Origin of the sequence: Rahnella sp. ATs2, from assembly GCF_051851855.1 — a bacterium.
GTDB classification, from domain to species: Bacteria; Pseudomonadota; Gammaproteobacteria; order Enterobacterales; family Enterobacteriaceae; genus Rahnella; species Rahnella variigena.
On the sequence record NZ_JBLYPL010000002.1, the window covers coordinates 22,652 to 46,095 of the forward strand.

Sequence of the window (23,444 nt, forward strand, 5' to 3'; positions counted from 1 at the left end):
TGACTATGAACTTTCCTTCCCTGCTGGCCGGTTCGCTGTGGCCGCTGGCGCTGATTCAGGCGGCGGCATTGCTGGCTGTCGCTCCGTTATTTGCCGGATTCAGCCGCGTGATGCGTGCGCGGATGCACAACCGGCGCGGACCCGGCGTATTACAGGAATACCGTGATATCGCCAAATTACTCCGGCGACAGAGTGTCGCGCCCGCGGCGGCAGGCATGGCGTTTCGCAGTATGCCGTATCTGCTGACCGGCGGTTTACTGGTCATCGCCACTGCCCTGCCTGTGGTGACGCTGACATCGCCGATGGGCGCGGCGGGTGATCTGATCACCGTTATCTATCTGTTTGCGGTAGTGCGTTTTGTGTTTGCCATCGCCGGACTCGACACCGGCAGCACTTTCACCAGCATAGGCGCCAGCCGTGAAGCGGTACTCGGCGTTTTGGTTGAGCCCATTTTGCTGCTCGGCCTTTGGGTGGCGGCGCTGGTCGCCGGTTCCACATCACTCGGCGCGATTGCGGCGCGGATACTGCACTGGCCGGTTTCCTCTTCATTAACCCTGATTCTGGCCTGTCTGGCCTGTGCGTTCGCCACCTATATCGAAATGGGCAAGCTGCCGTTTGATATGGCCGAAGCCGAGCAGGAGTTACAGGAAGGTCCGCTGACCGAATATTCCGGCGCAGCATTAGGCGTGGTGAAAATCGGCATCAGCCTGAAACAGCTGGTGGTGTTGCAACTGTTTCTCGGTCTGTTCTTCCCGTTTGGACTGGCAGAACACATTACGCCGCTGACGCTGCTGATCGCCGTGGTGTTGTGTTTGCTGAAACTGCTGATCGCGGTGTTTGTGGTCGCGCTTATCGAAAACAGCGTCGCCCGTCTGCGCTTTCTTAAAACCTCCCGCACTACGTGGGCGGGATTCGGTCTGGCGTTTCTGGCGCTGGTTTCCTGGCTGGTCGCAGGCTGACCTGACATTTTTCTTGTCCCGCTGAGGCGGGAAGAGGCTTTGCAATGAGTGAGTTCAACACCGCATTAAATCAAAACCCGGTCGGCAAAGAGTATCTGGCTGCGCTGGCAAAACAGTTTCCGTCGGCGATTCTGGGCAGCGAATGGCAGACCGACACGCAGGCGACCGTCACCATCAGGCTGAACTGGCTGCCGGAAGTGGTCGAATGGCTGTATTACCAGCAGGGCGGCTGGCTTTCCGTACTGTTCGGTAACGACGAACGCACGCTGTGCGGCAACTACGCGCTGTATTACGTGCTGTCGATGGAGAAAGGCGTGAAGTGCTGGATAACTGTGCGCGCCGAGGTGGATCCGATTTCACTGGAATTCCCGTCCGTGACACCGCGCGTACCGGCGGCGGTCTGGGGTGAGCGTGAAGTGCGTGATATGTATGGTTTGCGTCCGGTAGGGCTGCCGGACGAACGCCGTCTGGTGTTGCCGGATGACTGGCCTGACGATTTATATCCGCTGCGCAAAGACGCGATGGATTACCGCCAGCGCCCTGCTCCGACCACGGATGAAGAAACCTATCCGTTTATTTCTGAGGCCAAAGAGGGCAGCAAAATTGTGCCAATTGGCCCGCTGCACGTCACTTCTGACGAACCCGGACACTTTCGTCTGTTTGTCGATGGCGAAGACATTATCGACGCGGATTACCGTTTGTTCTATGTGCATCGCGGCATGGAAAAACTGGCCGAAACCCGCATGGGCTATAACGAAGTGACGTTCCTGTCTGACCGCGTGTGCGGCATTTGCGGCTTTACTCACAGCGTGGCGTATACCTCGTCGGTCGAAAACGCGATGGGGATTGTAGTGCCGGAACGCGCCCAGATGATCCGCTCCATTTTGCTGGAAGTGGAACGCCTGCACAGCCACCTGCTGAACCTCGGGCTGGCCTGTCACTTTGTCGGTTTTGACTCCGGTTTCATGCAGTTTTTCCGCATTCGTGAGCAGTCGATGAAGATGGCGGAAATCCTGACCGGCGCGCGTAAAACCTACGGCATGAATCTGATCGGCGGCATCCGTCGCGACATCTTAAAAGACGACATGATTGCCACGATTGCGCTGGCGGGCGGCATGCGCCGTGACCTGAATGAGCTGGTGGATATTCTGCTGAGTACCGCCAATACCGAACAACGCAGCATGGGCGTTGGCATTCTGGATCCACAGGTGGCGCGCGATTTCAGCAACGTCGGCCCGATGGTGCGCGGCAGCGGTCACCGCCGCGACATGCGACAGGATCACCCTTACGCCGGTTACGCCAAACTGCCGTTTGAACTTTACAGCGAAACCGGTAACGACGTTTATTCCCGCCTGAAAGTGCGTATTCACGAAGTCTTTAACTCCCTGAATATGATCGAGTTTGGCCTGCAAAGCCTGCCCGGCGGCCCGCTGGCAGTGGAAGGCTTTAATTATATTCCGCACCGTTTCGCGCTCGGTTTTGCCGAAGCGCCACGCGGTGACGACATTCACTGGAGCATGACCGGTGACAATCAGAAGCTGTTCCGCTGGCGCTGCCGTGCGGCGACCTACGCCAACTGGCCGACGCTGCGCTACATGTTGCGCGGCAATACCGTCTCCGACGCACCGCTGATTATCGGCAGTCTCGACCCTTGCTATTCCTGCACCGACCGCATGACGGTGGTCGATGTACGCAAGAAAACGTCCATCGTCGTGCCTTACAAAGAGATCGAACGTTACGGCATCGAACGCAAAAATTCGCCGCTTTAAGGAGCCGCTCAAATCATGCTGAAACTGATTAAAAAAGTGCTCAAAACCGGCACGGCAACGGTGGGATATCCGTTCGAACCGCTGGATTTAGCGCCCAATTTTCGAGGTAAGCCGCAATACACCGCGCAACAGTGCATCGCCTGCGGCGCCTGCGCCAATGCCTGTCCGTCGAACGCGCTGACCATGACCACGGCAGAAGACGGCGAAACGATCCGCTGGCAGCTGTTTTTAGGGCGCTGCATTTTCTGCGCCCGCTGCGAGGAAGTCTGCCCGACGGCGGCGATCAAATTGTCTCAGGAGTTCGAACTGGCGGTCTGGCGCAAAGAAGACCTGTATGAAACCGCAGATTTCCCTGTCTGCCATTGCCGGGAATGCGGCAAACCTTACGCCGTCCAAAAAGAAATCGACTTTGCGCTCAGCCTGTTACAGGAAAGCGCCGCGCTGAGCGACCGGCAGACAGACGATCGCCGCCTGCAGTATGAAACCTGTCCGGCGTGCAAAAAAATGCACGGTCTCTCTTCCAGCGACCGCATTGATATTGGCCGCCATATGACTACGGAGGCCCGCTGATGAGCCATAACCCGATTGCGCCGCGTGACGAGAATGGCCTGCCGGTGCCCGTTACGCTTGATGAAAGTATCGCCGCGCTGAAATCGACATTACTCAACAACATCCGCCGCTCCGCCTACGTTTATCGCGTGGACTGTGGCGGCTGTAACGGCTGTGAGATTGAGATTTTCGCTGCTATTTCGCCGCTTTTCGACGCCGAACGCTTTGGCATCAAAGTCGTTCCGTCGCCGCGCCACGCGGACATTTTACTGTTCACCGGTGCCGTCACCCGCGCCATGCGTATGCCCGCTTTGCGCGCCTGGGATTCCGCGCCGGACCCGAAAATCTGTATTTCCTACGGCGCATGCGGTAACAGCGGCGGTATTTTCCACGACCTTTATTGCGTCTGGGGCGGCACCGACAAAATCGTGCCCGTGGATGTTTACATTCCCGGCTGCCCGCCGACACCGGCCGCCACCATTTACGGGTTCGCGATGGCGCTGGGTTTGCTGGATCAAAAAATCAAAGGCCAGCAGCACGACGTGGCCGCCGCAGAACCGGCTGCTTTATTGCATCCGGATTTGCCGCAGCCGCTGCGCGTGCTGCTGGATCGTGAAGCACGCCGGATGGCAGGTTACCGCTATGGTCGCCAGATAGCCGATCAGTTTATCGAACTCGTCGCTGCCCCCGGTTTACAGCCGGTGGAACAGCGCGTTGCGACTTATCTGGCGGAACAGGGTGACCTGCGCCTGAGCGAAATCGTCGGCAATCTGCAACACATATATCAGCAGGTGCTGCGTGGCGAGGTGCGTCTGTGATGACTTCCGTCAACGACCAGCGCTACGCGCGCCATCAGCCTTATGCCGGTCATACGCCTGACAAAAACAAAGTGGTTTTCTATTCGCTGAGCAGCAAGTTCGTCGATGAGAAAAGCGCACAGAAACGCAGCTCGCAGAAAGCGCAGGAAGTGATTTATTACAGCCTGGCTATCGGCCATCACCTCGGGGTAATCGACTGTCTGCAATCGCGCCTCGAATGCCCGCTCGACGGCTATCTCGGCTGGATTAACTGCCTGGCGGAAAACAGCGAAGCGCGCCGCAAACTGGCCGGTGTCCAGCGTTTTGGCGAGATCAATATCGACAGCAGCCACACGCATTTGCTGGCACTGGCGCTGCGCGATGCGCGTCCGCAGATGAATGCTGAACAGCAAGTCTGGAGCGATCAGCTTATCGCCCTGCTCTCGCAAATTGAACACGATCCCGCCATGTACCTGATGGTCAGGAGATACGATGCCTGATTATCCTGAGAATCTCCCCCGCTACGCACTGTTGTGCGTGGGCAACAGCATGATGGGCGACGATGGCGCAGGCCCCCGTCTGGCTGAACTGTGCGCGGAAAAACCGCTGCCCGGCTGGACAGTGGTGGACGGCGGTGCAGCACCCGAAAACGACATCGGCTTTTTACGCGAGCTGCGTCCGCAGCATCTGGTGATTGCCGACGCTACCGATATGGGGCTGGCTGCCGGCGAAATGCGCATTATCGCCGAGGAAGATATCGCCGACATGTTCATGATGACCACCCACAATCTGCCGCTGACTTTTCTCATGCAGCAACTGCGTGAGGATATCCCGCAGATCACGTTTGTCGGCATTCAGCCCGACGTTGTCGCGTTTTATTACCCGATGAGCACCGCCGTGGAACAGGCGGTCAGACGCCTGCATCAGTTGTTACCGCGACTGGAAACCGGTCTGGGAATCGCCCCTTTTACTGTTTCGACATAACTGTCGATACGGTGACGACGCAAATATGACGTCAGGGGAAAATTTCGTCAGCGGCGCATCGGGTAAATTTAACCTGCTGAATTTAATGATTAAAAATTAAGAACAGGAACTGGCACGCTTTATGTATAGCCAGTACCTGAAACCAATGACTTAGGAATTAAATCATCATGAACCGGTTCATCATCGCCGACCCTAAAAAATGCATCGGCTGCCGTACCTGTGAAATTGCCTGCGTGATGGCGCACAGCGATTCGCAGGATATCTCGCTGCTCAATGCCGAGACCTTCGCGCCACGTTTACATGTGATCAAAGGCGTTAATCTCAGCACTCCCGTCATGTGCCGTCAGTGCGAAGACGCACCCTGCGCCAATGTCTGCCCGAACGGCGCGATTGCCCGCACCGGCGACCACGTTCAGGTGATGCAGGAACGCTGCATCGGCTGCAAAACCTGCGTCGTCGCCTGCCCGTATGGCGCGATGGAAGTGGTCACAAAACCGATTTTCCGCCAGAACGGCGCGGCGATGGTCGCGACCTCCGATAAAGCCGAAGCACATAAATGCGACCTGTGCTATTTGCGCAGCGAAGGCCCGGCCTGCATGGAAATCTGCCCGACCAATGCGCTCTTCGCCATCGACCGCAACCAGTTACAGGAAATGAACGCAGAAAAACGCCGCCGCGCTGCGCTCGACAGCACCTCACCCTTGCTGTTTTAACCCCGGATAGAGGAAGTCATTCAATGAAAAAAGTTACTACTGTCTGCCCGTATTGCGGCGCCGGATGCAAACTGAATCTGGTGGTGGATAACGGAAAAATCATTCGCGCCGAAGCCGCGAACGGCGTGACCAATCAGGGCGAACTGTGCCTGAAAGGCTATTACGGCTGGGATTTTCTCAATGACACCAAACTGCTGACACCACGTCTGACGCAGCCGATGATCCGCCGTCAGAAAGGCGGCAAATTCGAAGCCGTGAGCTGGGATGAAGCCATCCGTTACACCGCGCAGCGCCTGAAAGAAATCAAACAAAAACATGGCCCGCGCGCCATCATGACCACCGGTTCTTCCCGCGGTACCGGCAATGAAACCAACTACGTGATGCAGAAATTTGCCCGTGCGGTGATCGGCACCAACAACGTCGACTGCTGTGCCCGCGTGTGTCACGGCCCGTCAGTCGCCGGTTTACAGGCCACGCTCGGTAACGGCGCAATGAGTAATTCCATCGGCGATATCGAGAACTCAAAATGTCTGCTGGTGATCGGCTATAACTGCGCTGATTCCCATCCGATCGTCGCCCGCCGCGTGATCAAAGCCAAAGAAAAAGGCGCACAGATTATCGTCTGCGATCCGCGCCGCATCGAAACAGCGCGTATTGCCGATCAGCATCTGCAAATCAAAAACGGCTGCAACATGGCACTGGTGAATGCTTTCGCCCATGTGCTGATCGAAGAAAATCTGTATGACCACGATTATGTCGCCAAATACACCGAAGGCTTCGAGGAGTATCGCAAAAACGTCGCGGATTACTCGCCGGAAGCTGTTGAAGAACAGACCGGCGTTTCTGCGCAACAAATCCGTCAGGCAATGCGCACCTATGCCGCCGCGCCTTCCGCCACCATTATGTGGGGCATGGGTGTCACGCAGTTTGGTCAGGCGGTAGACGTAGTCAAAGGGCTGGCAGGTCTGGCATTGCTGACCGGCAACCTCGGACGTGCCAACGTCGGCGTCGGTCCGGTGCGCGGTCAGAATAACGTGCAGGGCGCGTGCGACATGGGCGTGTTGCCTAACGAATTCCCCGGCTATCAGTCGGTCACTGATCCGAAAGTCCGCGCAAAATTCGCCGATGCCTGGGGTATCGACGTCAACCAGATGGACACCGAAGTCGGCCTGCGCATTACTGAAATCCCGCATCTGGCAATTGAAGGTAAGGTCAAAGCCTATTACATCATGGGCGAAGATCCGTTGCAGACCGAAGCCGATTTAGGACTGGTACGCAAAGGGTTCGAGGCACTGGAATTCGTGGTAGTGCAGGACATCTTCATGACCAAAACCGCTGAACAGGCGGATGTGATTTTACCGGCCACCTCCTGGGGTGAGCACGGCGGCGTGTTCTCCTGCGCGGATCGCGGTTTCCAGCGTTTCGAGAAAGCTATCGAGCCGAAATATAACGTCAAACGCGACTGGGACATTATCAGCCTGCTGGCAACGGAGATGGGTTATCCGATGCTTTATCAGGATAACCAGGAAATCTGGGACGAAATGCGCAGCCTTTGCCCGCTGTTCTACGGCGCAACCTACGAAAAAATGGGCGAACTCGGACACGTTCAGTGGCCTTGTACCACGCTGGAAAGTCCGGGGACACAGTTCCTTTACGCCGATAATCACTTCGATACGCCAACCGGAAAAGGCCAGCTGTTTGCCGCCCCGTGGCGTGCGCCTGCCGAAGTGCCGGACGGCGATTATCCGCTGGTGCTGTGTACCGTGCGCGAAGTCGGTCACTACTCGTGTCGCTCGATGACCGGTAACTGTGCCGCACTGCAAACACTGGCCGACGAGCCGGGCTTTGTCCAGATGAACCCGGTGGATGCACAGGCACTGGGTATCCGCGACCAGCAACTGGTCTGGGTGGCATCTCGCCGCGGCAAAGTCATTTCACGCGCCAACTACAACGAACGCATCAACGCCGGTGCCGTGTACATGACGTATCAGTGGTGGATCGGTGCCTGTAATGAGCTGACGCAGGACAATCTCGATCCGATTTCCAAAACGCCGGAAACCAAATACTGCGCGGTAAAAATAGAACAGATTGCCGATCAGCGCTGGGCAGAAAATTACGCACAGCAAACCTACAGCGACATGAAAGCGCGCCTGCGCAGTGCCGTCGAAGATGTGATCCCGGTGGTTGAGGTTTAGTTTGATTTAGCTCCTCGCCAAAAAGAAGGGGTTTTAAGCTCCTGCCTGAGGGGTGGAAATTGGGTTTTAGTTTTGCTCCCTCCCCTGCGAAGGGGAGGGTTGGGGTGGGGTATCAGGAGCAACTCTGAATATGAAGTTGCCATTAATACCCCCTCCCAGCCTCCCCCTTCGCAGGGGGAGGAGCTTTGAACCCATTCTTCTCCCTCCCCTTCGCAGGGACCAAAACCACCCTTGAGATTTATGAGGTATTTATGTCTGATTCCGGTCTGCTCATTCGCATCTGCGGCAAAGTCCAGGGCGTCGGTTTCCGGCCTTTTGTCTGGCAACTGGCCGATCGTCTGCAGCTTTGCGGCGAAGTGTGCAATGACAGCGCCGGTGTCGAAATCAGGCTGCTTGCACCGGTTAATATCGAAACCTTTATCGGCCAGTTACAACGCGACTGCCCGCCGCTGGCTCGTATCGACAGCATCAGTTTCGACCCTTTTGAATGGCAAACACCGCCGAAAGATTTCACCATCACGCCAAGTCGCCAGAGCCAGATGGACACGCAGGTGGCGCCAGATGCAGCGACCTGCCCTGAATGCCTGAAAGAGATCACGCGCGCGGGCGATCGTCGTTTCGGCTATGCCTTTACCAACTGCACCCATTGCGGTCCGCGATTTACGCTGATCCGCGCGATGCCCTACGATCGCCCTTCCACCAGCATGGCGCAGTTCGTACTGTGTCCGGCTTGCCAGCAGGAATATGACAATCCTGCCGACCGGCGTTTTCACGCTCAGCCGGTGGCCTGTCAGCACTGCGGTCCGCAGCTGAGCGCCACATTTCAGGATGGCAAAATTCAGGCGCAGGATCAGGCCGCGCTGGCACTCGCCGTTGCCGCATTACGGGCGGGAAACATCGTCGCCATCAAAGGGCTGGGCGGTTTTCATCTGGCCTGCGATGCCACGCAGCAGGACGCGGTGATGCGGCTGCGTGAGCGGAAATACCGGCCGTCAAAACCGCTGGCAGTGATGCTGCCGGATGTCAGCTGGCTGGCGCGATGCAGCGATGACAGTCCCCAGTTTGCGCTGCGTGAACTGCTTGAATCCCCCGCAGCGCCGGTTGTGCTGGCGACGAAAAGCGCGATGTCACCGCTGTGTGCCGCCATTGCGCCGGAGCTTAATGAAGTCGGCCTGATGTTGCCTTTCACGCCATTACATCATTTGCTGATGCAGGAATATCAGACGCCGCTGGTGATGACCTCCGGTAATGCCACCGGATGCGCTCCGGCGCTAACGAATTCTGAGGCGCTTAAACAACTGAAAGGTATTGCCGATCTGTGGTTGCTGCATAACCGCGATATCGTTCAGCGGGCCGATGATTCGCTGGTGCGTCTGACGGCGCAGGGAACGGAGGTATTGCGTCGTGCGCGCGGTTACGTGCCGGATGCGCTGCCGTTGCCGCCGGGTTTTGCTTTTCAGCCACCGTTGCTGGCGCTGGGCGGCGATCAGAAAAATACGTTTTGTCTGGTGCGCGGTCATCAGGCCATTCTCAGCATGCATTTGGGCTCGCTGACGCACAGTGATATCGCGGAGCAACAGCAGCAGGCGATTGAACATTTTCAGCAACTTTATGACTGCACACCGGTGGCTGTCGCCCGCGATGCGCATCCGGGTTATGTCAGTCACCAGCAGGCTGAGCACCACGCAATGCGGACAGTAGATGTCTTTCATCATCACGCGCATATCGCCGCCTGTCTGGCGGAACATCACTGGCCGCTGGATGGCACAAAGGTGATTGGTCTGGCGCTGGACGGCCTCGGTTATGGCGAAAAAAACAGTCTGTGGGGCGGTGAATGTTTACTGGCCGGTTATCTGCATTGCGACCATTTGGGCGGATTGCCTGCCGTCGCCCTGCCCGGTGGCGACCTTGCCGCACGCGAGCCGTGGCGTAATTTACTGGCGCACTGGCAGGCGTTCGTGCCGGACTGGCAAACGCGTCCGCAAGCGCAATCACTTCTTTCACAACCGTGGCAGCCGCTGTCAAAAGCCATTGCTGCCGGGATCAATTCTCCGCTGGCGTCTTCCTGCGGACGTTTATTTGATGCCGTCGCCGCCGCGCTGGGCTGTGCGCCGCCGCAACTGAGCTGGGAAGGCGAAGCCGCCAGCCGGCTGGAAGCACTGGCGCATCAGGCGTACGGCATTTCACATCCCGTCACAATGCCGCTGCGGCATACCGAAAGCGGCACGTTGCTGGATCTGGCGACGTTCTGGCACCAATGGCTGGACTGGCAGGCATCGCCCGCCGCACGGGCCTTTGCTTTTCATGACGCACTCGCCCAGGGCTTCGCCGCCCTCGCCCGTTATCACGCGGTCAGAACCGGCATTCGCACCGTCGCTACCGGCGGCGGCGTGCTGCATAACCGTTTACTGCGCCAGCTTTTACATCGCTACTTAGCGCCCCTGAATGTGCTGATGCCACAAAACATTCCCGCCGGTGATGGCGGTCTGGCGCTGGGCCAGGCCCTCATTGCCTGTGCCCGTCTGCAACATACTTCTGCTCAGATTTCTTCTGGTTTTAAAAATAAGGATCTCCATGATTAACCGTCAATTTTTCTCTTCGAACCGTCGCGCTTTCTGGCTGCTGGCCGGACTGGTGGCCGTGAATTTACTCGCCTGGGGATGGGCACTGGCGGTGTTTCGTCACAACGCGGCGCTGATCGCCGCGTCATTACTGGCTTACAGCTACGGACTGCGTCACGCGGTCGATGCCGATCATATTGCGGCTATCGATAACGTGACGCGCAAGCTGATGCAACAGGGTCAGCGGCCGGTCGCCGTCGGGGCATTTTTCTCCCTTGGACATTCCAGCATTGTGGTGCTGGCCTGCGTGGCGATTGCCGCCACCTCGCTGGTCTTCGGCAATAAAATCGGCTGGCTGCATGATTACGGCAGCACCATCGGCACGCTGGTTTCCGCGCTGTTTTTACTGCTGATGGCGCTGCTGAATGCGCTGATCTTGCGGGACGTTTACCGTCGTTTTCAGAAAGTGAAACAGGGAAAAAGCTTTACCGCCAAAGAAGAACTGCACGTGGTACAAGGCGGTGTGATGAGCCGGATCTTCAGCTTCGCCTTTAATCTGGTGAATAAAAGCTGGCAGATGTATCTGGTGGGATTTTTATTCGGGCTGGGTTTTGATACCGCGACTGAAATCGGCCTGCTGGGTATTTCTGCCGCAGGTGCGTCTTCCGGCATGTCGGTGTGGAGCATTCTGGTGTTTCCGGCGCTGTTTGCCAGCGGCATGGCGCTGGTCGATTCGCTGGATAACTTTGTGATGGTCGGTGCCTACGGCTGGGCGTTTGATAAACCGGTACGCAAGCTCTATTACAACATGACCATTACCGCCACCAGCGTGGTGATCGCCCTGTTTATCGGCGGACTGGAAGCTCTCGGACTGCTGGCCGACAAACTCGATTTGCACGGCGGGTTATGGACCATTGTTGAACGTCTTAATGACAATATGGGCAGCGTCGGATACGCCGCCGTGGCGATTTTCCTGGTGTTCTGGGGCATCTCTGCGCTCAATTACCGCCGTAAAGGCTACGACAATCTGGCAGTGTGATCGTCTTTAAAATCAGGCGTCATTCGGCAAGGTGATCTGTTTTTCCAGACGCAGCGATCCGCCGTCCGTCACCGTGATCATAATTTGGGTTTTACTGCCCGGCTGAACGGAGAAACGCATACGGCCCAGCGGTTGTGGCTGGTTAGCGGTCAGATTGACATTGCTGCTCTGGCGGCTGGTGCTGCTGCCGGACACACCTTCCTGTGAAACGGAAACCGCCACCTGACAGGCGCAGGCTTTAGTGAGACTGACCATCGGGGTAATGACATAGGTCTGCGCGTCGTTGTGGGTGTCGAACCACAGCTGGTTGGACATCACGGCGGCAATCAGGAGCAAATGCATGGCGTTTATCCTCAGAGTTCATTCGAAAAAAAACAGGGCTAGTGCCCTGTTTTGCTGTGATCCTCCCCTTCGCAGGAGAGGGAGCGTTATCAGTTTTGTGACGCATACGCCAGGTTAGCTGTACCGACCTGAGTAATGCTGGTCAGAGAGCCATTGGCGCTTTGTGACGCCTGAGCGTAGTTGCCTGAACCATTCTGGGAGACAAGCACTTTACTGCCGTTTGCGCTCTGCGCCACGTTGGCACCGTTGTAATCACCCTTTTGCACTACGCTGATCAGGCTGCCATCACCGGTCTGATTGGTGCTGGAGCTGTTTCTGTAGCCATCCTGATTAACCGCTGTCAGCGATTTTTGAGCGCCAGTCTGAGTGGCATTCGCCAGGTTTGAGGTACCCTGTTGGTAAATCTGAATTTCAGAATTCCACTGAGTCGCAGTGAATGTCGGAACCGTTGAAGGAGGTGTCGTTGTCGGAGGTGTAGAACCACCGCCGCCGCCATGATTTGAACCGGTTGCAAACGCACTGCCACTGACGACTAAAGCGGAGACTGCCACAATTTTCCAAAGTTTCATGATGCTACCCCATTGGTTTAATATCGGATGTCATGTTTTACCCTTCATATTTCGAGTTGCAGATGCGTTGGCTGCGCTCGCTCACACCCGTCGCTTAGTTATCTAAGCTCCCGGTGATTTCCGACCTTGCCGCCTTCCTGCACCTCAAACTATTTTGGGTATGATTTTGTATTAATGCTGTGTCACTCTAATCGCCATTCCTGACGAGTTTTGTACGACACCGCTGCTCTGGTTCGTACCATTCTGGCGAATTTCCGTCACACTCCGGCCTTTTTGCAGAATGTAAGCCGTATTGCCAAAATTCTGTTGCGTAATGGATGCATCCCCGCCGCCGCTTTGCGAAATATAAGCAAAGTTATCGCTGCCGCTTTGGGATATATCGGCGTTATTTCCATTACCTCGCTGATTTACCACCGCAGTATTTTCTGACCCTGACTGACGGATGACGCTGGAATTGCCGTACCCCGCCTGATTATTTGCAGCCAGATTACTATTACCGTTCTGGTAAATCGTTGATGAATTCCCCGATGAATTCCTCGCGCCAGCGAAGACTTGTTCCGGACTGTCACTACTCATTTCCGAATAAGCCATATCAAACTGCTGAGCGTGAACGACCCAGGAGACTGAAAGTAACGCCAGGGTCAGTAAAGTCTTTTTCATTTCGTCACCTGTATATCTCCGGCGACTGTGTATTAGCTCACCGGGTTATTGCTGTTGACGAATTGATTATGATGTTTGGCGGAAATAAGAAACTCACCCGCACGTCGTATTTTAATTTTTAACTTCATTAAAAAGTATGAGATGTCACTTCTCATGCGGATTGACCAGAATGTTTCAGTAATACGTCAGTGACGCTAATCGACCCCATGGCATTAATCCTAAAGTGCCAGGAAACTCCGGCGCAAATAATCACACAAATGCAACTATTCCTAATCCCCTTGCGGTTTAAAAATGGCCTTAAAAGAGATCGCCGCCACATTTCCACCCCTTATCATTCCGGCTTTCACGGTATTTAGGGTGCCCGCCGGGCGCTTTACGCAGGCATATTCAGGTCTTAAAACGGCCTAACCTAAGTGAAATCGATTATACAGGAAGCAGTTATTTGAGTTATTAAAGGGGAATCATGCGCCAGACTGCTGTATCCCGTGGATTATTCAGGCCGGCATTTATTTAAATGTGCTGTCATAACAAGGTCAAACGTTAAGATAGTGTAAATCCATTACTTAAGGTTTATTTAACATGCACGTCTCATGCTAACGGAAATACATTAAGAAAATTTTATACATTTTACGTTACATTTTGAAACATAAATAAGCCTTGCGTAAGGTCATCCAAAAGCTAAATTGAGTCTGTACCGCACATAGAGCGACTTAAAATATTGTGCGCCTCACACTGCGTTTATTTGCTACTTTCAGATATGCACAGCAAATATAAAGCTATAGATTTAGCACATAATATCTCAGTCTATTACCGGTCTGTTTATACAAAGACGCAGCAGGCTGTGGCTATAAAAATCAGGGCAGGGTTTCATTATGAGTAATGAAGCAGCAATCAATAATAATATTCTTTTATTAGTGACTAAACCATCATTACAAGCCAGTGCTTTATTGCAGCAATTAAAACAGCAACTTTGTGTCAATACCCGGTTACACAGCATTCATAAAACACTTGAGGATCAGTATCTTCATCAGACACTTATTCTTTTCGACATGATGGAAGCTGACCGGCGGACTATTGAAGTCTGGCAATCCGCCATTAACCGTTATCACGAGAGTGTGAAGTTATTATTATTAAATACGCCCGATAATTACCATTTTCGGGAAATAGAAACCTGGCCGCGAATAAGCGCTGTTTTTTATCTTTCTACTGATGAAGAACATCTGGTGGAAGGGATCCGCAGCGTGATCCGCGGAGAATGCTACTTCTCTCAGGGTTTCGCCAGCTATCTGATCAATCAGTCCGGTGCCTTCCGGCACATGCATTCAGAAGATACCGGCCTGACTCATCGCGAAAAAGAGATCCTCAATAAGTTACGTGTGGGTGCGTCCAACACGGAAATCGCAAAGCTTTTGTTTATCAGTGAGAACACGGTCAAGACGCATCTTTATAATTTATTTAGGAAAATCTCGGTAAAAAACCGTACTCAGGCGGCGTCCTGGGCGAATGACAATCTCAAGCGCTGACATCATGACTATTTGCATCAGGACCTTCTGGCTCTGGCTGGCGCTGCTCTGCGCCACCTGCCTGCACGTAGAGGCTGCGGATATCAAAGACCCGGGGCTGATTACCGACCGGACAGTGACGTCGGTGGGACACGATTTTTATCGCAGCTTCACCGCCAAATGGGAACAGAACTACCCTGAAACCATCACGATTTCAGAAAGACCCAGCGCCCGCTGGGGCAGTTGGATCACCATAAAAATAGGTCAGGACACCCTTTATCAAACTCTGTTGTTTCCTAACCGTCACAACTTTGAGAAGGACGTCGATACCGCACTGGCTGGCGTGACGGAGGCATTATCACGACGTCAGCTGGACAAAGCGTTACTTGGCACCGGGGATCTTGCCCATGACGAATTTTAATGCACAGCCTCTTTTAAGGAGAGCATCGTGAATATTCCAGTCTCTGCTTCGCGTTCAGTCATGCTGCTGGCATTACTGACGGCGTCCCCGGTTTCCTGGGGAGGCAACATGGTTTTCCAGTTCATTAACCCGAATTTCGGCGGCAACCCGAATAATGGCGCGTTCCTGCTCAATGAAGCCCAGGCGCAAAACTCCTATAAGGATCCGGATTCATACGATTTCGGTTCCACCGGCACCTCTGCGCTGGATAACTTCACCGCATCGATTCAGTCGCAGCTGCTGGGCAGTCTGATGGGCAACGTGAATCAGGGCAAACCGGGTCGACTGGTGACGCAGGACTTTATTGTGGATATCCAGAATACCGACGGGCAACTGGTGATGAACGTTACCGATCGTAAAACAGGCAAGATTTCCACCATTCAGGTTCAGGGCCTGTCTGCCACTACCAACTGATTCCGACGACAAATAAAAACAGGAACAACATCATGCGCAGCTATTTATTACTCATCGCAGTTTTTGTGTTGAGCGGGTGTCTCACAGCGCCCCCGAAAGAAGCCGCCAGACCGACATTATTGCCACGGGCACCGAGTTATACCGACCTGACTCATCTCCCGGCACCGAAGGGACGTGTATTTGTCTCCGTTTATAATATTCAGGATGAAACCGGTCAGTTCAAACCGTATCCGGCGAGTAACTTCTCGACCGCGGTGCCGCAAAGCGCCACGGCGATGCTGGTCTCAGCGTTAAAAGACTCGAAATGGTTTATTCCGCTGGAACGTCAGGGACTGCAAAACCTGCTCAATGAACGCAAAATTATCCGTGCGGCTCAGGAAAACGGTAGCGTCGCTATCAATAACCAGCGTCCGCTTTCTTCTTTAGTGGCGGCAAATATTTTGATTGAAGGCTCGATTATCGGCTATGAAAGCAATGTGAAATCGGGCGGCATAGGGGCGCGTTACTTCGGTATCGGTGCCAGTACGCAGTACCAGTTGGACCAGATAGCCGTGAACCTGCGTGCTGTCGACGTCAATACCGGGGAAGTTCTGTCGTCTGTGAATACCAGCAAGACGATTTTGTCGTATGAAGTGCAGGCCGGGGTGTTCCGCTTTATCGACTATCAGCGTCTGCTGGAAGGCGAACTGGGCTATACCACCAACGAGCCAGTGATGTTGTGCCTGATGTCGGCCATTGAATCCGGGGTTATTTATCTGGTCAATGACGGTATCGACCGTAATCTGTGGCAATTGCAGAATCCATCGGAAGCGAATTCACCGATACTGCAACGCTACAAAAACAGCGTTGTCCCTGCCGAATCCTGATAGGGCAGTTGGCGAAGGGAAGGGGTGGGTTGACACCCCTTCCCTTCTTTTTTAAGCATTTAAGCAAACATCAGGTTTTATTCTCTTCGCTTTTCACCGCCTGACGGTAATTATTCACCCGCTTTTTGTCCTCGAGATTAAAGTCCGGATCGAGATAAATACTCAGCCGTTTGATCAGTAAATCGTCAAATGCAAACACCGTACAGAAATGATGGCTGCCGGCTTCCGAGGTCGGCCAGCGGTCGCCATTTTGCATCACGCCACGCATCTGCCCTTCCAGCACAATGGTGTCGCCATCGCTGAGAAACCGGAAAGCATCCTGAATATGCTGGATCTTGTCGATTTCCAGGGCGAAGCGTTTACCCAGTTCTCCCAGGGATGACTTCCCCTGCGCGGTGCCAAATTTCGGAAAAAACAGCACCACATCTTCAGCAAAGAGATCCAGCAAAGTCGAATCTGCCTGATCCAGTTTGGCGTAGAAATTCTTAACGATTTCAATGCGTTTTTCTTTCAGTTCGTGTTCTGACATTTTCACCTCGAAATTCTCCATCCAATACCTAAGCCTAGTGACTGCGGCTGATTTTGCCAGTTATGTGGTGATGCTCACAAAATGCGCACCCTGCCCCGGAAAAGAGTTTTCTGCACCGGAACACGGAACCCATTACACTGGCGTACGTTTTTACCCTTACTTCCTCTTACATTTTCGGAGAGTCACGGATGTCTCAGTTCAATCGGGCCGGCCTCAGTTTGCCCCCACTGCCCGTTCCCTCCCGCTGGCTTATTATGGTTGTCTGCCTGCTGCAGGGACTTTTGCTGTATTACTTTTTCTCAGACAGCCAGGCGGTCACGCGGTCGGCTTTCTCCCACAATATTTACGGCCAGACTATGGCATTCACATTACCGGTGCTGATTTCGTTGTCGCTGGTACGGCTGAATGACCGCCGGTTCTGGGGCGCAATGGCGTTGATTACCTTGCTGCTGGCAGGGCTGGCAACGTGGGTGAAAAGTAATGTGACCGGCACACCGGCAGATTCGGTGATGGTGCCGTTTAACCTTTCGCTGGTGGTGATGGTATTTTTTGTGCTGCCCTGGTTACAGGTGCAGACGTTCCCGGCGCACAACCGTTACCGGTACGCCCATCTTGCCGCCTGCTACAGCCAGAATATGCTGTGTGCGATGCTCACTTTCCTGCTGATGCTGCTGACCGTCGGCGTGCTGGCGCTGTGCGCTGCCCTGTTCCGGGTGATTGGCATTGAATACTTCCACGCGCTGTTTTTCGATACGCCACTGTTTATGCATCTGGTTTTCGGGCTGCTGCTGGGGATAAGCATCATCACCTGCCGCACACAACCGGCGCTGATGAACACCACCCGCAATATTATCCGTTTCATTCTCAAAGGCCTGCTGCCTCTGGTGGCGTTCGTTGCGCTGATCTTCCTGTTCGCCCTGCCGTTCACCGGCCTGACGGCGCTGTCGAAAACCTGGTCCGCCGCCAGTCTGCTGACCATTATGGCGCTGAGTCTGCTGGTGCTGGTGAACGTCGTGCGCGAAACGGACAGCGGAGTGAAACCTTATCCGCAGGCTGTCCGCTGGCTGGTCAATGCAGCCATCCTGCTGCTGCCGGTGTATGCCGCGCTGGCGCTGTATTCTACCGGTCTTCGCGTCTCGCAATACGGCTGGACGCCGCAGCGCCTGTGGGCGGTGGTGATTATTGCGGTCACGCTGACAGCGTCGCTTTGCTACAGTTCTTCCGTTTTCGATAAACGCCCGGACTGGCTGTCACGTCTGAATCAGTTCAATAAACCGCTGTCATTGTTAGTTGTATTGCTGGTTATCGCGGTCAACAGCCCGCTGCTCGATCCTTACCGTATCAGCGTCAACAGTCAGATTGCGCGGCTCGACAGCGGTAAAACACAGGCGAAAGATTTTGATCTTAAATTACTGCGCTTTGAAACCGGCCGTCGTGGCAATGAGGCGCTGGCGAAACTGCAGCAACATCCTGCGTTTACCGCTGATCCGCGCCTGCTTGCCACGGTGAAAAACACCCTGGCGCTGACCTCACGCTGGGGCTCATACAATGATAAAGAGGCCGATGCGCTGGTTAAAAATTATCGTGTTGAGGAGGCGAAGAAGATGATCACGCTGGCGAAAGGCGCAGTGCAGCCGGATGACGGCTGGTGGAAAGGTCTTCCTGCGCTGGAACAATACCGCAACACACTGCGCGATTGTCTGAGCGTTCAGGGCGTGTGTATCGTCAACACGCTGGATCTCAACAATGACAAACAGAAAGAAATCCTGCTCTGTAATACGCTCGATGCGCCTTCAGTCAACTGCCGGGTTTACACGAAGCAGGCCGGACAATGGACGCAAAGTGGCGAACTTTATCTGTATCAGGAAAAAGGTAAAGAGACGCTGATCCAGGCACTGCGCAACGGTGAAGTTAAACCCGCGCCGCGTAAATGGGCGGATATCCAGATCGAAGGGAAACGTCGCGTGGTGCATTACCAGCAGGATGAAAACTGATTTATCCGCCCGTCACCGGCAGGATTTCTGCCGGTGAACCCGCCGTTAAGGTGTCATGCGTAACAGGGTGTCATCTTTACGGAAGTAATGATGATAAATCGCCGCCAGCGCATGTAAGCCAATCAGGTAATAACCGCAGTTCGCCAGAAACACATGAGTCTGTTTCACCGTGCTGCGCACGGAGGGATCCGGCGTCACGAACTGCGGCACCTGCCAGCCAAACAATACCCAGTCACGTCCGCCAAATTCCAGCGTCAGCACACCCAGCACCGGCAGCGAGAGAAATAACAGATACAACACGCCATGTACCGCGTGCGATGCCGCAATCTGCCAGCGTGGCAAAGGCGGCGTGATGACGGGCGTGGCATAACGGGTACGCAGGAACACACGCACCCACATCAGCAGCCAGACGCAAATCCCGAAATTAAAATGCAGTAAACGCACCAGCGGCTGGTTATCTTCCGGAAAATAGTCGCGGGTCAGCATCGCGGTATACGTCAGAATAATCATCAGTAAGGTTGCCCAGTGCAGGCTTATCTGCGACAGCGAATAACGGTTTTTCATGAGCAATTTCCTGGCCGGAGGATATTAAACGCGAAATCAAAAGTGACAGAGTGAGTATAGAGAGGAATTACGCAGACTTTGTGGATAAGGCCGGGCGATAAGGATAAAGAAGTTAAAGTACTGTTATAAAAAAACCGGGCCAAAGCCCGGTCTGATTTGCTGAGGCGACTTATACGCCGACAGAAGTGTCCGGCCCAACCGGCGGTTCACTGCTGGCTTTTTTCGGGGCCAGTAAACCGTCAGCACGGAACATCGCTTTGATACCGCGAATGGCCTGACGGATACGATCCTGATTTTCGATCAGCGCGAAACGGACGTGCGTATCACCGTAATCACCAAAACCGATGCCCGGGGACACGCAGACTTTCGCGTCAGACAGCAGACGTTTGGCGAACTCCAGCGAACCTAAATGCGCATACGCTGGCGGGATTTTTGCCCAGACATACATCGACGCTTTCGGGTTTTCCACCATCCAGCCCGCTTCATGCAGCCCGCGCACCAGCACATTACGACGCTGACGGTATTGCTCGGCGATGTCTTTCACACATTGCTGATCGCCTTCCAGCGCGGCAATCGCAGCAACCTGTAACGGCGTGAACGTCCCGTAATCGTGATAACTTTTGATACGCGCCAGCGCGCTGACCAGCTCAGGATTGCCGACCATAAAGCCGATACGCCAGCCCGCCATGTTGTAACTTTTCGACAGGGTAAAGAATTCCACCGCGATATCTTTCGCGCCCGGCACTTGCATGATCGACGGCGCTTTCCAGCCGTCATACACGATATCGGCGTAAGCCAGATCGTGAATAACCAGCACGTTGTATTGTTTGGCCAGCGCGACCACGCGTTCGAAGAAGTCCAGCTCTACACATTGCGCCGTCGGGTTGGACGGGAAGCCGAGGATCATCATTTTCGGACGGGGAATGGTTTCGCGAATGGCTTTTTCCAGTTCAGCAAAGAAATCCACACCTTCTGCCAGCGGCACGGATCGCACCTGAGCACCGGCGATCACTGCGCCGTAAATGTGGATCGGATAACTTGGGTTTGGCACCAGAACAGTATCGCCATGATCGAGTGTGGCCAGCATCAGATGCGCCAGACCTTCTTTCGAACCGATGGTGACGATAGCTTCGCTTTCCGGGTCGATGTCCACCTGATAACGATCGGCGTACCAGCGGGAAATCGCACGACGCAGACGCGGAATACCGCGTGACGTTGAGTAACCGTGGGTGTCTTCGCGCTGCGCAACCTGCACCATTTTTTCCACAATATGCGGCGGTGTCGGGCCGTCAGGGTTGCCCATGCTGAAATCAATAATGTCTTCGCCGCGATGGCGTGCGGCCATTTTCAGTTCAGCGGTGATATTGAAAACATAAGGGGGAAGACGATCAATACGTGAAAAACGACGTGGTGAACTGGAATCAGCCATAATTTCCTCTGGGATACGTAAGCGCCCGGACCGTCCGAGCGACGCTGGCCGCGTTGCGGCCTTCAACGAACATAACGCAGAGAAAAACAGCTGTCGAGATACTGAGCGTTTTTTTTTACGGACGCGGATCAGTTGCCAGCAGCCCCAGCAGCCAGTCGTTCTTCCACTCGTCGCCAATGCGGTAACTGTCGCGCAAACGCCCTTCCATCTGAAAACCGCATTTCTCCAGCACGCGGCGCGAACCGTTATTGCCTTCCAGTACGTTGGCCTGCAGGCGGTGAAATCCGCAGTGGTCAAAAGCAAAGTTCAGCACTTCACGCAGGGATTCCACCGCGTAGCCTTTACGCTGATGCTCGGGCGCGAGAATAAATCCCACTTCCCCCTGTTTGTAAGGTCGCCAGTCCGGGAAGAATCCGGTCAGCCCCACGGCGGCGCCGGTCTCTTTTTCGCGGATCAGCAAGCATAACCAAAAGTCGCAATAGCGGTCCCAGTTGCCCAGCCGCTGTTCAAAACGGGTATGAACCTGAGCGGGCATCTCGATATCGCCGATAAAACGCATCACCTCCGGCGTCTGGTACAACCGCAAGAAAAATGCCCAGTCGTCAGCCTGGATGGGCTGCATAATCAGCCGCGGCGTGGATAACGAAATCATCTAGGTTGGCTCTCCTGTGTCTGCCGATGGTGAAAGTCTGACCTTTTACATATAATAACGGCTGAATCCATTTGGCACGCTTATCTTTACAGCGCGCAAAGAGTTAATCTGCTATGCCTCACATTTTCGATATGTTGCTGGCGGTCTTTGACCGCGCGGCGCTGATGCTCATTTGTCTGTTTTTCCTCACGCGTACCCCGCTGTTCCGTAAACTGCTGCATAAAGAAAACGAGAGCCACACGCCGCTGGAGCTGGCGGCGGTGACCGCCATTTTCTCGCTGTTTGCGATTTTCGGTACGCTTTCCGGGATCAACGTCGAAGGCTCGCTGATAAACGTACGCACCATCGCCATTATGTCCGGCGGGATCTTGTTCGGCCCCTGGGTCGGGATTATCACCGGCCTGATTTCAGGCACGCACCGTTTTCTCATCGACATTCACGGGCCGACGTCGATTCCGTGCCTGATCACCAGTATTACTGCCGGTTTCCTTTCCGGTTACATCAATAAAAACGTCAAAAAAGCGCTGCACTGGAAAGTCGGGATCATCGCCGGAATGCTGTGCGAAACACTGACCATGGTGCTGATTCTGCTGATGGCACGCCCATTTTCGCTCGGGCTGGATATCGTCATGAATATCGCCGCACCGCTGATCCTCGGTGCCAGTTCCATCGGCCTGATTGTGTTACTGGTACAAAGCGTCGAAGATGAAAAGGAAGTCATCGCCGCACGACAGGCGCGGCTGGCACTGGATATCGCCAATAAAACGCTGCCCTATTTCCGTAATATAGACGGCCGTAATATCGAAGGCCGAAATATCAACGCCGAATCCCTGGCCAGCATCTGCCGCATTATCCGCGAGGATATCGATGCCGATGCGGTGGCTATCACAGATACTAAAAACATACTGGCATACGTCGGCGTGGGCGCGGATGAATACAATATCGGTCATGAATCGCTGAGTGAGATGACCAAAGCCACACTGGAAAGCGGCGAGATCACGGTCAGAAACAATGATGAAATGGATCGCACGCCGCAGATCCACTCGCTGATTATTATTCCCCTGTGGGAAAAAGGCGAAGTGACCGGCTCGCTGAAAATTTATTATTGTGACCCGCACCGTATTACGTATTCGCTGAAAGTGATGGCTATCGGGCTGTCGCAAATTATGTCCACGCAGATGGAAGTCTCACGCACTGAACAACTGCGCGAGATGGCCAATAAAGCGGAAATGCGCGCATTGCAGAGCAAGATAAACCCGCATTTCCTGTTTAACGCGCTGAATGCGATTTCATCGTCGATCCGCGCCCGCCCTGACGTGGCGCGTCAGCTGATCATCAATCTTTCCCGTTATCTGCGCTACAACCTGGAACTGAATGACGAGCTGATCGACCTGCGCAAAGAACTGCATCAGGTACAGGATTACATCGCCATCGAACAGGCGCGTTTTGGCAGCAAACTGACGGTGATTTATGACATTGATGACGATATTTCGGTGAAAATCCCCAGTCTGCTGATCCAGCCACTGGTAGAAAACGCGATTGTTCACGGCATTCAGAAATGCAGCGGAAAAGGCGTGGTGGTGATTTCAGTTAAGCATCAGGCTGAGGGGATTAAAGTTTCCGTCAAAGACACCGGCCATGGCATTAATCAGGAAACCATTGACCGCGTGGCACGCAATGAAATGCCCGGCAATAAAATCGGCCTGCTGAATGTGCATCACCGCGTTTCGTTGTTATACGGGCAGGGTCTGACCATCCGGCGACTGGAGCCGGGCACCGATATTTCTTTTGTTATTACTCACGCTCCTGCGAAAGTCACGGCGGCCATACAGAGCCAGATGGCCTGATCCGCAGGGCGTTTTTCGTTTTACCCGCCCGCCTTTCGGGCCACCGCACC

General features: G+C 54.3%; 23 protein-coding genes. 16 read left to right on the forward strand and 7 right to left on the reverse strand.

Annotated elements, in window-relative coordinates:
* Window positions 1-5 precede the first annotated feature (5 nt).
* The 10 genes from ACJY2G_RS01775 to ACJY2G_RS01820 all read left to right on the forward strand — a co-directional run bounded on the left by ACJY2G_RS01775 (window position 6) and on the right by ACJY2G_RS01820 (window position 11,566).
* A complete protein-coding gene (locus tag ACJY2G_RS01775) occupies window positions 6-959 on the forward strand; it encodes a respiratory chain complex I subunit 1 family protein (RefSeq protein ID WP_430320370.1) in 954 nt (317 codons plus the stop codon).
* A 44-nt stretch (window positions 960-1,003) separates the two neighbouring features.
* Window positions 1,004-2,728, forward strand: coding sequence for a hydrogenase large subunit (locus ACJY2G_RS01780; RefSeq protein WP_113876983.1), 1,725 nt, complete (start codon window positions 1,004-1,006; stop codon window positions 2,726-2,728).
* Window positions 2,729-2,743: 15 nt separating this feature from the next.
* Window positions 2,744-3,298 carry a formate hydrogenlyase complex iron-sulfur subunit gene (locus ACJY2G_RS01785; RefSeq protein WP_120161658.1) on the forward strand — a complete coding sequence of 185 codons (555 nt, stop codon included), beginning with the start codon at window positions 2,744-2,746 and terminating at the stop codon, window positions 3,296-3,298.
* Window positions 3,298-4,095 (forward strand): NADH-quinone oxidoreductase subunit B family protein, encoded by a 798-nt coding sequence (locus tag ACJY2G_RS01790; protein ID WP_113876981.1) that lies wholly within the window; start codon window positions 3,298-3,300, stop codon window positions 4,093-4,095. The genes ACJY2G_RS01785 and ACJY2G_RS01790 overlap by 1 nt, the downstream gene beginning before the upstream one ends.
* Window positions 4,095-4,574, forward strand: a complete 480-nt coding sequence (locus ACJY2G_RS01795; protein WP_113876980.1) for a formate hydrogenlyase maturation HycH family protein — start codon at window positions 4,095-4,097, stop codon at window positions 4,572-4,574. Before ACJY2G_RS01790 ends, ACJY2G_RS01795 begins: the two co-directional genes overlap by 1 nt.
* Complete coding sequence (gene hycI / locus ACJY2G_RS01800; RefSeq protein WP_430320369.1) at window positions 4,567-5,058, forward strand: hydrogenase maturation peptidase HycI; 492 nt, start codon at window positions 4,567-4,569, stop codon at window positions 5,056-5,058. Before ACJY2G_RS01795 ends, hycI begins: the two co-directional genes overlap by 8 nt.
* 167 nt (window positions 5,059-5,225) lie before the next feature.
* Window positions 5,226-5,771, forward strand: coding sequence for an electron transport protein HydN (gene hydN, locus ACJY2G_RS01805; protein ID WP_112290053.1), 546 nt, complete (start codon window positions 5,226-5,228; stop codon window positions 5,769-5,771).
* Between the two features lie 23 nt (window positions 5,772-5,794).
* Window positions 5,795-7,966: a formate dehydrogenase subunit alpha gene (fdhF, locus tag ACJY2G_RS01810; protein WP_439291124.1), complete on the forward strand. Its 2,172-nt coding sequence runs from the start codon at window positions 5,795-5,797 to the stop codon at window positions 7,964-7,966.
* Window positions 7,967-8,217: 251 nt separating this feature from the next.
* Window positions 8,218-10,548, forward strand: a complete 2,331-nt coding sequence (hypF, locus tag ACJY2G_RS01815) for a carbamoyltransferase HypF (RefSeq protein WP_430320368.1) — start codon at window positions 8,218-8,220, stop codon at window positions 10,546-10,548.
* On the forward strand, window positions 10,541-11,566 hold the full coding sequence (locus tag ACJY2G_RS01820; protein ID WP_120161650.1) for a HoxN/HupN/NixA family nickel/cobalt transporter: 1,026 nt from the start codon (window positions 10,541-10,543) through the stop codon (window positions 11,564-11,566). Before hypF ends, ACJY2G_RS01820 begins: the two co-directional genes overlap by 8 nt.
* A 12-nt stretch (window positions 11,567-11,578) precedes the next feature.
* On the opposite strand, the gene csgC is transcribed toward ACJY2G_RS01820, so the two are convergent.
* The 3 genes from csgC to ACJY2G_RS01835 form a co-directional block, all read right to left on the reverse strand.
* The gene (gene csgC / locus ACJY2G_RS01825) at window positions 11,579-11,908 is read right to left on the reverse strand and encodes a curli assembly chaperone CsgC (RefSeq protein ID WP_113876975.1); all 330 of its coding nucleotides are present in this window, start codon (window positions 11,906-11,908) and stop codon (window positions 11,579-11,581) included.
* A gap of 89 nt (window positions 11,909-11,997) precedes the next feature.
* Window positions 11,998-12,477, reverse strand: coding sequence for a curli major subunit CsgA (csgA, locus tag ACJY2G_RS01830; RefSeq protein WP_113876974.1), 480 nt, complete (start codon window positions 12,475-12,477; stop codon window positions 11,998-12,000).
* Window positions 12,478-12,648: 171 nt separating this feature from the next.
* Window positions 12,649-13,137, reverse strand: coding sequence for a curlin (locus tag ACJY2G_RS01835; RefSeq protein WP_120161648.1), 489 nt, complete (start codon window positions 13,135-13,137; stop codon window positions 12,649-12,651).
* A gap of 872 nt (window positions 13,138-14,009) precedes the next feature.
* Between ACJY2G_RS01835 and csgD the strand changes: the two genes are divergently transcribed.
* Genes csgD through csgG form a run of 4 tightly spaced genes read left to right on the forward strand, consistent with a single transcriptional unit; the run spans window position 14,010 to window position 16,379 of the window.
* A complete protein-coding gene (gene csgD / locus ACJY2G_RS01840) occupies window positions 14,010-14,660 on the forward strand; it encodes a biofilm master transcriptional regulator CsgD (protein ID WP_120161646.1) in 651 nt (216 codons plus the stop codon).
* A complete protein-coding gene (gene csgE, locus ACJY2G_RS01845; protein WP_430320367.1) occupies window positions 14,641-15,060 on the forward strand; it encodes a curli production assembly/transport protein CsgE in 420 nt (139 codons plus the stop codon). Before csgD ends, csgE begins: the two co-directional genes overlap by 20 nt.
* Before the next feature lie 60 nt (window positions 15,061-15,120).
* Window positions 15,121-15,513: a curli production assembly/transport protein CsgF gene (gene csgF, locus ACJY2G_RS01850; RefSeq protein WP_120161714.1), complete on the forward strand. Its 393-nt coding sequence runs from the start codon at window positions 15,121-15,123 to the stop codon at window positions 15,511-15,513.
* 32 nt (window positions 15,514-15,545) lie between these two features.
* Entirely contained in the window at window positions 15,546-16,379 is an 834-nt protein-coding gene (gene csgG / locus ACJY2G_RS01855) for a curli production assembly/transport protein CsgG (RefSeq protein WP_113876971.1), read from the forward strand.
* 70 nt (window positions 16,380-16,449) lie between these two features.
* Here csgG and ACJY2G_RS01860 read toward each other — a convergent pair whose 3' ends face one another.
* On the reverse strand, window positions 16,450-16,908 hold the full coding sequence (locus ACJY2G_RS01860; protein WP_112290768.1) for a nuclear transport factor 2 family protein: 459 nt from the start codon (window positions 16,906-16,908) through the stop codon (window positions 16,450-16,452).
* Between the two features lie 356 nt (window positions 16,909-17,264).
* On the opposite strand from ACJY2G_RS01860, the gene ACJY2G_RS01865 reads away from it, so the two are divergent.
* A complete protein-coding gene (locus ACJY2G_RS01865) occupies window positions 17,265-18,902 on the forward strand; it encodes a DUF4153 domain-containing protein (protein ID WP_430320366.1) in 1,638 nt (545 codons plus the stop codon).
* Window positions 18,903-18,947: 45 nt separating this feature from the next.
* On the opposite strand, the gene ACJY2G_RS01870 is transcribed toward ACJY2G_RS01865, so the two are convergent.
* The 3 genes from ACJY2G_RS01870 to ACJY2G_RS01880 form a co-directional block, all read right to left on the reverse strand.
* Window positions 18,948-19,466, reverse strand: a complete 519-nt coding sequence (locus ACJY2G_RS01870; RefSeq protein WP_430320365.1) for a cytochrome b — start codon at window positions 19,464-19,466, stop codon at window positions 18,948-18,950.
* Between the two features lie 169 nt (window positions 19,467-19,635).
* Window positions 19,636-20,895 carry an alanine transaminase gene (gene alaC, locus ACJY2G_RS01875; RefSeq protein WP_439291128.1) on the reverse strand — a complete coding sequence of 420 codons (1,260 nt, stop codon included), beginning with the start codon at window positions 20,893-20,895 and terminating at the stop codon, window positions 19,636-19,638.
* 115 nt (window positions 20,896-21,010) lie between these two features.
* Window positions 21,011-21,547, reverse strand: a complete 537-nt coding sequence (locus ACJY2G_RS01880; RefSeq protein ID WP_430320363.1) for a GNAT family N-acetyltransferase — start codon at window positions 21,545-21,547, stop codon at window positions 21,011-21,013.
* Window positions 21,548-21,660: 113 nt separating this feature from the next.
* On the opposite strand from ACJY2G_RS01880, the gene ACJY2G_RS01885 reads away from it, so the two are divergent.
* Window positions 21,661-23,394: a sensor histidine kinase gene (locus tag ACJY2G_RS01885; RefSeq protein WP_120161639.1), complete on the forward strand. Its 1,734-nt coding sequence runs from the start codon at window positions 21,661-21,663 to the stop codon at window positions 23,392-23,394.
* The last annotated feature ends 50 nt before the right edge of the window (window positions 23,395-23,444 follow it).

What these genes read in the sequence shown, in the direction of transcription:
- ACJY2G_RS01775 (WP_430320370.1), top strand. Translation starts at nt 6, where the DNA reads ATGAACTTTCCTTCCCTGCTGGCCGGTTCGCTGTGGCCGCTGGCGCTG.
- ACJY2G_RS01780 (WP_113876983.1), top strand. Translation starts at nt 1,004, where the DNA reads ATGAGTGAGTTCAACACCGCATTAAATCAAAACCCGGTCGGCAAAGAG.
- ACJY2G_RS01785 (WP_120161658.1), top strand. Translation starts at nt 2,744, where the DNA reads ATGCTGAAACTGATTAAAAAAGTGCTCAAAACCGGCACGGCAACGGTG.
- ACJY2G_RS01790 (WP_113876981.1), top strand. Translation starts at nt 3,298, where the DNA reads ATGAGCCATAACCCGATTGCGCCGCGTGACGAGAATGGCCTGCCGGTG.
- ACJY2G_RS01795 (WP_113876980.1), top strand. Translation starts at nt 4,095, where the DNA reads ATGACTTCCGTCAACGACCAGCGCTACGCGCGCCATCAGCCTTATGCC.
- hycI (WP_430320369.1), top strand. Translation starts at nt 4,567, where the DNA reads ATGCCTGATTATCCTGAGAATCTCCCCCGCTACGCACTGTTGTGCGTG.
- hydN (WP_112290053.1), top strand. Translation starts at nt 5,226, where the DNA reads ATGAACCGGTTCATCATCGCCGACCCTAAAAAATGCATCGGCTGCCGT.
- fdhF (WP_439291124.1), top strand. Translation starts at nt 5,795, where the DNA reads ATGAAAAAAGTTACTACTGTCTGCCCGTATTGCGGCGCCGGATGCAAA.
- hypF (WP_430320368.1), top strand. Translation starts at nt 8,218, where the DNA reads ATGTCTGATTCCGGTCTGCTCATTCGCATCTGCGGCAAAGTCCAGGGC.
- ACJY2G_RS01820 (WP_120161650.1), top strand. Translation starts at nt 10,541, where the DNA reads ATGATTAACCGTCAATTTTTCTCTTCGAACCGTCGCGCTTTCTGGCTG.
- csgC (WP_113876975.1), bottom strand. Translation starts at nt 11,908, where the DNA reads ATGCATTTGCTCCTGATTGCCGCCGTGATGTCCAACCAGCTGTGGTTC.
- csgA (WP_113876974.1), bottom strand. Translation starts at nt 12,477, where the DNA reads ATGAAACTTTGGAAAATTGTGGCAGTCTCCGCTTTAGTCGTCAGTGGC.
- ACJY2G_RS01835 (WP_120161648.1), bottom strand. Translation starts at nt 13,137, where the DNA reads ATGAAAAAGACTTTACTGACCCTGGCGTTACTTTCAGTCTCCTGGGTC.
- csgD (WP_120161646.1), top strand. Translation starts at nt 14,010, where the DNA reads ATGAGTAATGAAGCAGCAATCAATAATAATATTCTTTTATTAGTGACT.
- csgE (WP_430320367.1), top strand. Translation starts at nt 14,641, where the DNA reads ATGACAATCTCAAGCGCTGACATCATGACTATTTGCATCAGGACCTTC.
- csgF (WP_120161714.1), top strand. Translation starts at nt 15,121, where the DNA reads ATGCTGCTGGCATTACTGACGGCGTCCCCGGTTTCCTGGGGAGGCAAC.
- csgG (WP_113876971.1), top strand. Translation starts at nt 15,546, where the DNA reads ATGCGCAGCTATTTATTACTCATCGCAGTTTTTGTGTTGAGCGGGTGT.
- ACJY2G_RS01860 (WP_112290768.1), bottom strand. Translation starts at nt 16,908, where the DNA reads ATGTCAGAACACGAACTGAAAGAAAAACGCATTGAAATCGTTAAGAAT.
- ACJY2G_RS01865 (WP_430320366.1), top strand. Translation starts at nt 17,265, where the DNA reads ATGGCATTCACATTACCGGTGCTGATTTCGTTGTCGCTGGTACGGCTG.
- ACJY2G_RS01870 (WP_430320365.1), bottom strand. Translation starts at nt 19,466, where the DNA reads ATGAAAAACCGTTATTCGCTGTCGCAGATAAGCCTGCACTGGGCAACC.
- alaC (WP_439291128.1), bottom strand. Translation starts at nt 20,895, where the DNA reads ATGGCTGATTCCAGTTCACCACGTCGTTTTTCACGTATTGATCGTCTT.
- ACJY2G_RS01880 (WP_430320363.1), bottom strand. Translation starts at nt 21,547, where the DNA reads ATGATTTCGTTATCCACGCCGCGGCTGATTATGCAGCCCATCCAGGCT.
- ACJY2G_RS01885 (WP_120161639.1), top strand. Translation starts at nt 21,661, where the DNA reads ATGCCTCACATTTTCGATATGTTGCTGGCGGTCTTTGACCGCGCGGCG.